Source organism: Enterococcus devriesei (assembly GCF_001885905.1).
In the GTDB taxonomy this organism is placed as follows: domain Bacteria; phylum Bacillota; class Bacilli; order Lactobacillales; family Enterococcaceae; genus Enterococcus_A; species Enterococcus_A devriesei.
In genome coordinates this window covers 118,175-131,097 of the sequence record NZ_JXKM01000004.1, presented here as the reverse complement: position 1 = coordinate 131,097, position 12,923 = coordinate 118,175, and the positions used below count along the sequence as shown (strand labels likewise).

Sequence of the window (12,923 nt, the reverse complement as noted above, 5' to 3'; positions counted from 1 at the left end):
ATTGTGAAAATATCAAAGATTAAAGTATATAAAGTAAAACCACGATGGATATTTATCAAAATCAGTACGGATGATGGCATTGATGGCTGGGGTGAAATGATCTCCGGAACAAAAACAGAAACCGTTGTAGCTGGAGCATATGAAATTGGTAATCGTCTAATTGGAAGGAATCCATTTGAAATTGAACGACTGTTTCAAGAGATGCATCGCTCATTTTTCCGTGGTGGTCCAATTAATGGAACAATTGTCTCAGGAATTGAAATGGCTTTATGGGATATAAAAGGAAAAGCCTTTGGAGTGCCTGTCTATGAATTATTAGGGGGAGCTGCTCGGGAAAAAATTAAAGTCTACTCTTGGATCGGCGGTGATCGGCCAAGTGAAGTACTGGAACCAGCGCAAGACCGTTTTGATCGAGGGTTTACTGCCATAAAAATGAATGCGACATCAGAATTACATTATATTGACTCCTATGAAAAAGTGGAGGAAGTTGTTGAACGAGTAGCTTCTATACATGAACGTTTTGGCAGCAAGTTAGCGATTGGTGTTGATTTTCATGGACGAGTTCATAAACCGATGGCAAAAGTTTTGGCGAAAGCTCTCGAACCCTATCATCCAATGTTTTTAGAGGAAGTAGTTCTTCCGGAAAATGAAGAACATTTCAAGGAAGTTGCTGACTCAGTCGCAGTACCTTTGGCAACTGGTGAACGACTTTATACACGTTGGCAATTCAAGAATATCTTTAATCAAGGGGCCATTGACGTGATCCAACCAGATGTAGCTTTGTGTGGAGGAATCTTAGAAACCAAAAAAATCGCAGCTATGGCAGAGGGCTATGACATCGCAGTTGCTCCTCATGCTCCTTATGGTCCTATTGCTTTGGCGGCCACTTTACAAGTAGATTCGTGTACACCTAATGTTTTCATTCAAGAACAAAGTTTGGGGATTCATTACAATAAGGGGTTTGACTTATTGGATTTCGTTAAGAACAAAGATATTTTCCAATATAAAGATGGCTTTGTTGATTTACCAAGTAAACCAGGCTTAGGTTTAGAAATGGATGAAGCAAAAATCGAAGAAATCGCTCAAGAAGGATTGGTTTGGACAAACCCTCAATGGCGGAATTACGACGGTACAATCGCTGAATGGTAAAAGAAAGGTGAGAGAAATGGCAGAATCAATCATGATCAGTGGCTTCCTATTTTTATTAATCCTCATACAATATAGAGAACAAAGGAAAATCAAAATTGTGGCCAAAAGTAGTTGGGTTAAAAAATTTTTATCTGTTCTTTTATCCAGTATACTTCTTCTAGTTTTTTGGTCAAATAATTTTCCTGATCAAATAAAACTGATTGCCTTTTCTGTCCTCATCATCATTTTTGGTTTTATGAAAGAAGGATTGACTGAGCATAATTTAGTCAAGTTAGGCGTCTTAGAAGGCGATTTTCATGACTTCAAAAAAATCCAAATTGAAGAATTACCGAATCACAATCAATTTATTTCATTCTATAAGAATAAAAACAGCTGCCTATCAATGATTTTTGACATTTCCAAAGAAGAGTTATTAGATTATTTTAAAGAAAATAATCTGCAAGATCGTGTGATTATTGGTGATGAAGAATGAGTAAAAATGCTATAACAGAATTCCAAAGTCTCAACATGGGGCTTTGGAATTCTGTTTTTATAATTTTAAAATTGTTCTGTTGTTTTGATGTATGTTGGAGTTATTAGGGAGAGAGAAGAACGAGATATAACCAGTTAAGAAGACGAAAATAATTCTTTTTTTAGTCACCTATGTGTATAAATAGATAAACGAACAACATTGCGCTATTTCTGTTTTTCTCAATCATTTCTATTTAAACTATCAAAAATGATATGATAAAAATAATAGAAAGGAACGATGGCACTGAAAAAGTGGAAAAGGCTTTTGCTAGCGATAATGATTGCGGTGGTATTGGTCATTTCTGGTGGAATAATCTATCTGAAAACCCAGACCCACGCGCCAACTGATAACGCCCAACAAGTTATAAAAAAAGCAGAAAGCACCAGTGATTGGCTTTATTTTCCGTCGAATGACAAAAATAAACCAATGATTATTTTTTATCCCGGCGCTTTAGTTGATTCCGGCAGTTACAGCCTTTGGGCGGAGAAAATTTCTGAAGCTGGTTATCCGGTCTATATCGTGAAAATGCCTTTGGATTTGGCGCTCTTGGCACCGAACCGCGGCAGTCAAATTTTGGCGGATCATCCCGATCGGTCGTATGTGATTGGCGGGCATTCTTTAGGCGGTGTTATGGCTAGTCGTTTTGCCGAGGATCATCCGAAAAAATTAGCTGGGGTTTTCTTTTTAGCTAGTTATCCTGATGAGAAGGGCAGTTTGAAAGATACAAAAGTACCGGTCCTGTCAATGACTGCTGGAAACGATCAAGTGTTGAACCACGAAGCCTATCAAAAGGCGAAGCAGTATTTGCCAACAGATACTGAATATCAAGAAATTCGTGGAGGAAACCATGCTGGTTTTGGTTCTTACAATGCTCAAAAAGGCGATGGAAAATCGACGATCAATAATCAAAATGAGCAAGTGGCGGAACGTTTGGTGAAGTGGTTGAAGCGTGAAATAAAGCGCTGAGCCTCGCGATTAAGTTCAGAGATAGGTAATGATCGTTTGTAATTAAAATTGCTAGAAGAAAAAATGATGCTGTCCCCGTTCCAATTGGAAAAGAGGAGGCATCATTTTTTGTTGCTCAGCACTAGATGTAATTTATTAGCCAAAGAGTTCTTTTTTGAAAATCTGATAAGCAAGGTGGATATCTGCTAGGTTTAGTTCAGCGGTGGTTCCAAAATTATGGCTAGTAGATTTTAGCGCTTTGTTTGTACCGACGGATATAGCTAAAGCACCGCTGGCGTTGATTGCATTGACTCCGGCGACAGAGTCTTCAATTCCGATACAATCAGTAGGAAAAAGGCTTAATGATTTCGCCGCAGCAATAAAAATATCCGGTGCGGGTTTTCCTAATGGAATCGTACTAGGATCGATGATAGTGTCGAAAGCCTCGCTTAGCGCTAGTTTTTCCAATATAACAGGGCCGTTCAAACTGGCAGAGGCTAATGCCAGTTTGACTTTTCGTCCTTTTAGCTCACTTATAAATTCAGCTACTCCCGGTAAAATATTTTTAGGCGTCAAATCTTTTAAAGAGGCTTTGTATAGCTCGTTTTTCTCATTTAATAAATGTTGGAACTCATTGCTAGAGATCGAAAGATTTAAGTGGTTCAAGATAACTTTCAACGAATCTCTACGGCTAACGCCTTTTGTTCGTTCTTCTAATTGCATTGGCAAATCAGCCGAAAAATGGTTATGTGCGAGACTCTGCCAAGCGTCAAAATGCAAAGTAGAGGTATCGGCGATCACGCCATCTAGATCAAATAATGCACCTTTAAACAAGAGCAGCGGCCTCCCGTTCACTTAGGATAGGAGTAGTCGTTAAAATCTGATGGATTTCTTCTAAGTGTTCCGCTGAAATCTGAATGAAGGGCAGCAGGGTATTTAATTTTGCTAACGACATCGTACCTAAACCACCTTTTACAACCTCTGGGTCATTTCTGAAGAAATCTAGGACTGGATCAACAGCATCAATTTTTTCGATCAATAAAGGATCGCTCATGATCTCGGCCGCGGGCGTTTCGCTGGAATAATATTCGACATAGTCCAGCGTGGGAATATAATTGATCTCGTATGTTCCGCAAGTAAGGCTCAGGTTGTCGCTGGCTGTGGTCTTCCCATTGACGTTAATAGAAACATTTTCTGATCTAGGCAGAACAGCTTTCAGGGTCACGCCAAATGGCACAGTCACCTTGAGCTGAATGGTGTGCTGAACATCGGTTTCGATTTGGTAGCTCACAGCGAAATTTCCATAAGGAGTCTGGAACCGGCCACTAACATTTTTTAATCGATAATCAAATTCGGGTGCGAAAGTTATTGCTTGATATCCTGGTGAGGTGAGTTTAATACCAAGTAAATAATTATAAGCCCATTCCATAATAGCACCGAAGCTGTAATGATTTAAAGAGTTCATGCCTTCGGGATTCAGGGAGCCGTCTGGTTCAACGGAATTCCAACGCTCCCAAATCGTTGTAGCGCCTAGATCAACGGCATACAACCAGCTTGGATAATCTTCTAACAGGAAGATTTTAGTTGCTAGTTTGTGGTATCCGTAGCGGGACAAGACTTGACAGATAAAAGGCGTACCGACGAATCCCGTTTTTAAGTGATCGTCATCTTTTTTCAGACGAGCAATTAAATCTTTGACCACACGCAAGCGCTGGTTTTCAGGTACGAGTTCAAAATGAAGCGCTAAGGCATAAGCTGTTTGAGTATCGATCGCCAATCGTCCATTTTTTGTGATGTATTCTGCGGAGATCGCTTTTTTGATTTGTTGGGCCTGTTTCTCATAATGGATCGCCTCTTCGCTAAAGTTTAGAATTTCCGCGGTTTTTGCGACGATGGTGCTGGAATAATAGTAATAAACAGACGCGATAAAATCCTCCTCCGTTTTTCCGGTAGGTAAGGCGGGATTCTCACCATCCAGAGCTAACCAATCGCCGAACTGGAAGGTTCCTGTCCACAAGTCTTCGCTCTTACTTTTTTTGCGAATCCAATCTACCCAAGCCTTCATAGCTGGATAATTTTGTTTCAAGATCGCCGGGTCGCCATAGGTCTGATACATATTCCATGGAATGATGGTTGCGGCATCGCCCCAAACAGCTGCACCTCCGTCAAAATTACCCAATGCGGGTGCGTACATCGGTACTTTCCCATCATGTAATGCTTGTTCCACAGCAACATCTTTTGCATATTTTTTAAAGAAAGGGAAGACGTTCATATTCAAAGCCGCGGTATTTGAGAAGACGGCAGCATCGCCGGTCCATCCCAATCGCTCATCTCGCTGTGGACAATCGGTGGGGATATCTAGGAAATTACTTTTTTGCCCCCATAGAACATTTTCAAAGAGACGGTTGACTTTTGGATTAGTCGTTTCGATTGTACCAGTTGTCGCCATTTCTGAATAAAGCACTGCAGCTTGAAAGTCTTTGGCTTTTAAAGGCCGTGTATTGCCTTCGACTTTCACATAACGGTAGCCATAGAAAGTGAAGTGGGGCCGTACCCATTTTTCCTCGCCATCTGAAATATAGACAAAAGCAGCTCGCGCTTCCCGCAGATTTTCACGATAAAAATTCTCTTCCTGTAAAATCTCACCCATTTGAAAGACTAATTTGGTTCCTTTTGGTTCGCGATTATAAAATTCTAGCCAGCCGGTTTGATTTTGTCCAAAGTCTAGAACGTATTCATTTGCGGGAGTATGAAGAATTTCTTGTACCGGCAAGCGTTCCATAATTTTGACTGGCAGACTTAGTCGGTCTTGTAGGCATTCTTTGTCTTGATCTAGCAATACGACTGGCTGCCATTCTTTCGGAGTAATGGTGTCATCAAGATCTTCTCCATAATAGATCGCTGATTTCGTTATTTTTCCGTTGGTAGTCAGCCATGAATCATCAGTAGCAATAATTTCATGGGTTCCGTCAGGATAGTCAAGATGGTATTCCGCGATAACCCGATGCTGATCTCCATAAATTTGATCCTTCCCGCCATCAAAGCCGATCGTTCCTTTATACCAGCCATCACCAGTTGAAATCAGTAATTCTTGTTCTTGGTTTTGATTGAAGGCATCAGTCACATCATAAGTTTGTATTTGGAGCCACTGATCGTAAGCGGTAATGCCAGGAGTTAGGTATTCATCGCCAACTTTTTCTCCGTTGATATACGTTTCGTAAATGCCTAAGCCGGTAATGTAAAGCCGGCCGCGCTTCACTGGTGACTGAATAGAAACACTCTTTTTAAACAGCGTATTTTGAAGCGTCTTGTCGGTGTTCGCGATCCAATCCGCTTGAAAGACTTCATTCATTTTTCCAGTCTCAAAGTGAGTTTCTTTAGAAATTGGGTGATCAGCTTCATCATAAAGCGTGACGGTTACTTGGTACTGGGTACGAGGAATAAGCGCTAGTGACACGTCAAAAAAATTATTGTCGAATGGACATCTCTCGCTTTGATAAACGATTTTTTGAGATTCAGACTCTTGAATGGTTAATTGTTTCGTTAATTCGATAAAGTGGTCAGCCTCAACGGTAAACTCAATACGTAAATTATCTAGTTGAAAGCCTAGAGGTTCGCTCATATGGTTGATTAGAATAGTAGAAATAATCATTTTTTTCCTCCTTATTTTATAAATGGGTAAGAGTATCACCACAGAATGGGTCAACCGGATGAATGCCTTCAAAAGCTTCTTCACCAGTCATTTTACGAATGGTCGCTTCGATGCTCTCTTTATTTCCGGTATAGGCATTGATATACGTTGATACCGCCGGAATGTCAAAGAGATGATACGGATTGGCTGTTGAGACAAAAATCGTCGGGATCGACTTCATAAACCACGGCGCATCCGCGGCCATTAAGTGAATCCAATCTAAACGAGTGGTCGTCTGATTACTTGCGGTCTCCACATTAGCAATGTACAATGCCAAATCAAATTTTTCTTCCATCTCAGCGACGCCTTCTTCGAAAATCTCATGGAAGTTTAACTGGTTTCGATCAAATAAAGTAACGTCAAAGCCTAAAGATTGCAGGTTTTGCTGGAAGATATCGGTGACTTTTCCGCCTTCCTTAAAGCCGCCGTTATCTGAATCGCCAAGCACCACAAGGCGAATGCGCGGGTATCGTTCAACGGACAAAGGTAGCAGCTGAGCACGATCTTTGACTAAAGTTACCGATTTTTTCGCGGCGATAGCGGCTTTTTCGGCATGTTCTTCTGTTTTTAATTGCACAGTTTCTTTTGGTTTAGCCTCAGGCCCAAACAATCCATGAGCCATTTTTGTTCCAAGAATGCGTGTGACAGCTTCGTCGATTCGTTCTAGGGTCAAGGTGCCATTTTCTACGGCTTGTCTGATAAACGTGTAATCTTCGTCAATATTTTTATTGAATAGAATCATGTCGATCCCTGCGTTGATAGTAACTGGAAGCAAATCTTTTCTTGGTAAAATCGCATTGTAGCCAATCATTGGTGTCGCGTCTGTGATAGTTAAGCCGTTGAAGCCTAGTGTTTGTCGTAATAGACCGTCGATTAATAATTTTGAAGCTGAAGCAGGTCTCAAATCAGCATCTGGTATTTCTGGATAAAGCTTCCGTTCCCAAGCTGGCTGTAAAATATGCCCAATCATGATACTGCTAATTCCTTGATCGATAAAGGTTTGATAAATTTTCCCGTAAGAAGTCATCCACTCATCAGCCGAAAGCGAATTAACTGTACTTAGTAAGTGTTGATCGCGTTCATCTACACCGTCACCGGGAAAATGCTTGATCACTGGTAAAATGTCATTGTCTTGCAAGCCTTTGAGTTGAGCCTCAGCCATTTTTATGACGCGTTCTTGGTCACTGCCAAACGTGCGCGTATTGGTAATCGGGTTGCGGAAATTTTTGTCGATATCAACGATAGGGGAAAAGGACATATTACAGCCGACTTGACTAGCCTCATAGCCGGCAACGTTTCCCAACTCATAAGCTTGTGAGGGATCATCGGTTGCAGCGATTTGTAAAGGATTTCCAAACCAAGTACCTTCAGAAATAATTCCATTCCCGCCGGATTCTAAATTCGCGGAAAAGAATAGAGGGATATCACTAGTTGCTTGTGCTGACGCTAGTTCTCGCTGGATTTTTTTTGCTTCCGCTGGGCGATACATCATCCCACCAGGTTGATATTTTTGAATGAACTGGTTGATATCCACCTGATCTTCATCTTGTCCAATCACAAAAAAAAGTTGACCGATTTTCTCATCAAGGGACATGCTTGCCTGTTTTTCTTGTATCCATTGTACTTGCTCATTTGTTAAATAATAAGGTTTTTTCGTAAGGTCTACCATAAAACATTCGCCTCCATAGAGTTTGAGTATGCTTGTTCACGCTTTCATTCTAGCGTTTAAAATTGGTGGAAACTATTGCGAAAAAACATCTATGGTGTGTTCATTTCATTGCTCCTTTAACATAATGTAAATCTTGACTTGATTGGTTTATTCATTCATGAGATAGTTTAATCGAAGTTGTGAATAAAAAGGATGCTAAAATCCGACAGAAAGATAGATTGCCAGTGATTATTCGACTTTATCCGTGATCTTAGAAGTCTTAGATGAAGGAGTGAAGGAACATGACGTTGGATATGCTTAAAATTTTAAGAGAAAAAAATGCCCCTAGAAACTGGGACGAGCTCGGGATAGAGATGCGACCAAGAAAAGCGGGAACGTTGAAAAATGAGCCTGTTTATGAATTTTTTCATACGTTAGATGATTCATTGGAAGTCACCTTGCAATCAATCGCAGTCTCTGTTCAGCCAGTGGAATCGTATATTCCCTATCATGTCCATAATCATGTTGAAATAATTGTTCCATTGATCGGAGAATGTACAGTAATTACGAAAAATGATCGATTAACCCTACAGCAAAATGATATGATCGTGATTGGAAATCATACAATTCATCGGGTGGAGCCGATCAGCGCTGATAGCATCGTAGTGAATCTAGCGCTCAAAGATACGGCTTTCACGTTGAACGACTATCATTTTATGTATGATGATCGAACGACCAAAAAAGTATCTTCATTACTTTTCTCTTTGCTGTCTAATGAGATACAAGGAGAAAATATTTATCGCCTTTTTCGTACACAAGAGGATCGTAAGATTCAATCGCTCATCATGGATATCATCGAAGAGTACTACTATCCCGACACACAATCAAATCAGATCATTCGATTAGAGCTGTTAAGCTTATTTGCCCGCTTTATTCGGTCGGCCGCCAATGAACAAGAAATTATCGCGAATGAGGATGACAGTTCAGTTAATTTATTGTCGCTGCTTTTATATATTGAAAAGAATTACGCCCGGATCACTTTGGATGACATGGCGCAGCATTTCGGATTCAATCCAAATTATCTTTCTTATTATTTAAAAAAACACACGGGGCTGACCTTTATTAAATTGGTCCATCTACAGCGTGTGAATGTGGCGGCGGAATATTTGACTTATACTAATGCGCCTATCGAACAGATCGCGCTAAAAGTCGGTTATGAGAATCCGTCGTATTTTTATAAAATGTTTCGAAAAAACTTAAAACTATTACCAACGGAATATCGTGAGAAATATTCAATTGATGCCAAAAAGTAATGAGTTTTTTGGTGAAAAACCCAAGTTTTTATTTCCAATTGGTCCGTATAAATAAAAAGAGATCTGTGCCAGATTTTTGGTCACAGATCTTTTTATTGTTTTCAAAGTCTACTGTATGAAAGTTCAAAAAGTAAATTTTTGCCGATACTGATTCGGCGAAAGGCCTGTTTGCTTTTTGAAATAGTGATAAAAATACGCTTCATTGGAAAAATTTAACTGTTCAGCAATTCGCTGAACGGATAAATCAGTCGAAGTCAATAATTGCTGTGCTTTTTTGGTTCGAACGGTTTGAGCATAATGAGCAATCGTCATTTTAGTTTGACGTTTCAATAGACGATTCAAGTATTCGGCGTTGTAGTGAAGAACAGCTTCGATCTCTTTGCGTGAAATATTTCCAAAACGACTGTCAATTAAGTGAAGGATGCGATTTACCAAATAATCTTCTTTTGATAAATCTAAATCAATTTGCTGAAGCGAAAACTGATTTAAATTTTCTAGTGCATCTAATAAACGTAAAATCAATCCCTTTTGGAAATAGGTCTTCCCAATTTTTGAAGTAGCAATTTCTAATTGTAAAGAGTCTAAGATGATGTGAAAGTTTTCGCTTTGATATGGAAGAGTAGGCGAAAACTCGATATAACTACGTTTCCATTGTCCGTCTGACTGAAGGTTCTGCTCTAAGAATTGGAAAATAGGTCCGTTGCCGGAGTCATTGTCCAGCAGCTCTGCTATTACAGCGGGGGATAAATTTAGAAAGACTACATTACAACCTTCAGATAAAATCTCTCTATGTAAAATCTGAGTATTTAATAAACAGCCTTCTCCAGCATGGAAAAGGTATTCTTTATCTTCGATTAGGTTTGTTAATTCGCCATTTAATACATACATTAATTCAAAATTTTGATTTTTATGCAGGGCTTTATATTCTTCATCTTCGAACGAAAGAATTTCTCCATCTTGTACTTTAGTGTAAAGTACGGTGCCACCAATTTTTTGTTTAAAAAAAAGCACGATTGGAGAATGGGTCGCAATTTGAGGGATTTCTTCATTGGCTGAATGGAGTGAAGAAAAAGGATCTTTAGTCATGGGACACCTCCAAAAAGGTCGGGAAATTGTAGTAAACGTTTTCTAAAAGTCGGTATTTTTTATTATATCACAGTGTCAAACTGTCTAAAATATGGAATAACAGAGGAGGATTATAGATGCAAAAGAGAAGAAACTTAAATCAAGATTGGAAATTTCATTACGGAGAAATCGGTATTCCTAGAAAAATGGCTAAGAAAGCCCATGCTTTAGGTGGGTTAACAGCACCGGTCACTGAGGAAGCGGGTTATCCTGTAAATTATGGACTTGGAGGGGAGCATTTTCTAAAATTAATTGCTGGAGGGGATACCGTCCAAGGACTAAAAAACTTAGCGGGAACTGAATTTGATGCTTCTTTAGATAAAAATTGGCAAACAGTTACGATTCCTCATGATTGGAAAATCAGTCAGCCGTATGTAGATGATCCAATGCTTTTAATGTCAGGATCAAAAGCAGAAGGAATAGGGTATTACAGGAAGACATTTTCTTTAGAAAACACGTTGATAGACCATAAGAGAATAATTATTCACTTCGAAGGAGTTATGAGGTCAGCTGACATCTGGCTTAATGGGGCTTATGTAGGCAGTAATAATAGTGGTTACGTGAGCTTTTCTTTTGATGTCACTGAAATGGTTCGCTACGGAAATGAGGGCACGAATGTGTTGTTAGTGAGGAGCGACACAACGACGGGTCCTGAAGGCTGGTGGTATGAAGGCGGTGGGATCTACAAAGATGTATGGTTGGAAATACGTCCATTAACAGCTATAAACCAAGACAAAGCATATATCTATACAAAAGAGATTCACTCCGAGAAAGCGTCTATGGGGGCGGAAATCTGTATAGAAAATTCTTCTGAACAAGTGAGAACAGTTCTTCCAGAAATCAGTATTGGAAGCCAAGCTGTAGTGTTTGATTCACAGATAATGCAGCCGTTTGAAGAACGAACGGTAACGAAAGAATTTGAAATTGTGGCACCCAAACTTTGGTCACCAGAAAGTCCATATCTTTATGATGCAATTTTTAGAATTGACACAGATGAGTGTCATAAGAAGTTTGGAGTGAGAACGTTCGCCTATGATACTTCTGGGTTCTATTTAAATGGAGAATCTTATATATTGCAAGGTGTTTGTGAGCACCAAGATTTTGCAGGGGTGGGAATCGCCCTGAATCAAGATATCGTCGATTACAAAGTAAAAATCATGAAGGACATGGGTGTGAATGCTTGGCGGAGTGCGCATCATTTTGCTTCTGAGGAGCTATTAACTGCTTGTGATAAATTTGGGATTCTTTTAATGAATGAAAATAGGTTGTTGGAAAGTACGCCATGGCGCTTGAGAGATCTAGAAGAAATGGTGATTAAGAGTCGTATGCATGCATCATTGGTTTTTTGGTCGGTGGCTAATGAAGAAGTAATCGGCAATACGGCACAAGCGGGTCGAATTGCCAAAAGACTAGTAAGGAGTATCAAGCGAAACAATTATGAAAGCCTAGTGGTATCAGCCGAGCTGCTTAATCCTAAAGGAATCGTTGATCCAGAGTATTTGGCTATCTTTGATGTATTAGGTGTCAATTATCCTGAAGCAGACGTTATGGGACCAGGAGCTGTAAAAATAAAAGAAAATTATCCAGGAGTACCGCTAATGAGTACGGAGAGTGCCTCTTATTTTTCTACAAGAGGAATTTATCAAGATGATGAAAAAAAATGCCAATGTTCTAATTTTGGTTCGATGTTTTCAATGGTCTTGCCGGGAAAACGTCAGCCCGGTGATCCTGGTGTAGGTGGAACAGCAAAACCGGAAAAAGTTATGTCCTATTTAAATGAGCATCCATATATGGGTGGTGTATTCTTATGGACGGCTTTTGATTATTATGGTGAACCTTCTCCATTTGGTTGGCCGGCGATCTCCTCTGCGTTTGGAATTGCGGATTTATGTGGTTTTCCAAAAGACTACTATTATTATTATGCGGCTTCATGGCGAAAAGAACCTATGATCCATGTTTTGCCGCACTGGAATTTAGAGGGGCTTCCAATTGACTCAAACGGCCACGTGCCTGTTCGTGTGTTTAGTAATACGAGTGAAGCTGAACTTTTTATTAATCAAAAAAGTTATGGAAAAAAACCGGTAAATGAACATGTTGTGGACTGGATTGTTCCTTATCAAGCAGGTAAGTTAGAGGTTATTGGCTATGATCATGGACAACCTGTGACACAGGCTTACAAAGAAACAAGTTCGATAATCAAATCAGTAGTCTCTGAAAAAATTTTTGATGGTGAAGAATACAGCTTGTATCGGTTGAAGGGAATTGATGCTCAGCAACGATTGGTTCATACAGCTGACAACAGGGTGACTGTCGCCGTTGAAAACGGAATGGTAATCGGATTAGCCAATGGTGATCCGGCAAATTATGAAGAATATAGTCTGAAACAGGTTCGACTGTTTCAAGGTCAAGCTTTGCTGATCATTCGTTCGAACGGAGAATGCAATGTTCAGACGGAGATTCAAGAGTAAATGTTCAGACAGGAAAAACATTCTATGAAAAGACCACAGTTTGGATGATTTTTGGATATGGTGAGCTTGTTTT

General features: G+C 39.8%; 9 protein-coding genes. 5 read left to right on the top strand and 4 right to left on the bottom strand.

The window, feature by feature from the left end; genetic code table 11:
* Positions 1-3: 3 nt before the first annotated feature.
* The 3 genes from dgoD to RV00_RS07160 all read left to right on the top strand — a co-directional run bounded on the left by dgoD (position 4) and on the right by RV00_RS07160 (position 2,626).
* Positions 4-1,149 (top strand): galactonate dehydratase, encoded by a 1,146-nt coding sequence (gene dgoD / locus RV00_RS07170; protein ID WP_071861920.1) that lies wholly within the window; start codon positions 4-6, stop codon positions 1,147-1,149.
* A 16-nt stretch (positions 1,150-1,165) separates the two neighbouring features.
* Positions 1,166-1,621: a hypothetical protein gene (locus tag RV00_RS07165; RefSeq protein WP_071861919.1), complete on the top strand. Its 456-nt coding sequence runs from the start codon at positions 1,166-1,168 to the stop codon at positions 1,619-1,621.
* A 282-nt stretch (positions 1,622-1,903) separates the two neighbouring features.
* Positions 1,904-2,626, top strand: coding sequence for an alpha/beta hydrolase (locus RV00_RS07160; protein WP_071862155.1), 723 nt, complete (start codon positions 1,904-1,906; stop codon positions 2,624-2,626).
* 135 nt (positions 2,627-2,761) lie between these two features.
* Here RV00_RS07160 and pgmB read toward each other — a convergent pair whose 3' ends face one another.
* From pgmB to RV00_RS07145, 3 genes are read right to left on the bottom strand one after another with little or no spacing between them, the layout of a single operon-like run.
* Entirely contained in the window at positions 2,762-3,439 is a 678-nt protein-coding gene (gene pgmB, locus RV00_RS07155; RefSeq protein ID WP_071861918.1) for a beta-phosphoglucomutase, read from the bottom strand.
* Complete coding sequence (locus RV00_RS07150; RefSeq protein WP_071861917.1) at positions 3,432-6,257, bottom strand: alpha-L-rhamnosidase; 2,826 nt, start codon at positions 6,255-6,257, stop codon at positions 3,432-3,434. Before RV00_RS07150 ends, pgmB begins: the two co-directional genes overlap by 8 nt.
* A 16-nt stretch (positions 6,258-6,273) precedes the next feature.
* Positions 6,274-7,965, bottom strand: coding sequence for a glycoside hydrolase family 3 protein (locus RV00_RS07145; protein WP_071861916.1), 1,692 nt, complete (start codon positions 7,963-7,965; stop codon positions 6,274-6,276).
* A gap of 281 nt (positions 7,966-8,246) precedes the next feature.
* On the opposite strand from RV00_RS07145, the gene RV00_RS07140 reads away from it, so the two are divergent.
* The gene (locus tag RV00_RS07140; RefSeq protein ID WP_071861915.1) at positions 8,247-9,257 is read left to right on the top strand and encodes an AraC family transcriptional regulator; all 1,011 of its coding nucleotides are present in this window, start codon (positions 8,247-8,249) and stop codon (positions 9,255-9,257) included.
* Between the two features lie 123 nt (positions 9,258-9,380).
* Here RV00_RS07140 and RV00_RS07135 read toward each other — a convergent pair whose 3' ends face one another.
* A complete protein-coding gene (locus tag RV00_RS07135) occupies positions 9,381-10,343 on the bottom strand; it encodes an AraC family transcriptional regulator (RefSeq protein WP_071861914.1) in 963 nt (320 codons plus the stop codon).
* A 116-nt stretch (positions 10,344-10,459) separates the two neighbouring features.
* On the opposite strand from RV00_RS07135, the gene RV00_RS07130 reads away from it, so the two are divergent.
* Entirely contained in the window at positions 10,460-12,850 is a 2,391-nt protein-coding gene (locus RV00_RS07130; protein WP_071861913.1) for a glycoside hydrolase family 2 TIM barrel-domain containing protein, read from the top strand.
* The last annotated feature ends 73 nt before the right edge of the window (positions 12,851-12,923 follow it).

Coding starts and splice junctions, on each gene's coding strand:
- RV00_RS07145 (WP_071861916.1), bottom strand. CDS start 7,965: ATGGTAGACCTTACGAAAAAACCTTATTATTTAACAAATGAGCAAGTA.
- RV00_RS07135 (WP_071861914.1), bottom strand. CDS start 10,343: ATGACTAAAGATCCTTTTTCTTCACTCCATTCAGCCAATGAAGAAATC.
- RV00_RS07150 (WP_071861917.1), bottom strand. CDS start 6,257: ATGATTATTTCTACTATTCTAATCAACCATATGAGCGAACCTCTAGGC.
- RV00_RS07165 (WP_071861919.1), top strand. CDS start 1,166: ATGGCAGAATCAATCATGATCAGTGGCTTCCTATTTTTATTAATCCTC.
- RV00_RS07140 (WP_071861915.1), top strand. CDS start 8,247: ATGACGTTGGATATGCTTAAAATTTTAAGAGAAAAAAATGCCCCTAGA.
- RV00_RS07130 (WP_071861913.1), top strand. CDS start 10,460: ATGCAAAAGAGAAGAAACTTAAATCAAGATTGGAAATTTCATTACGGA.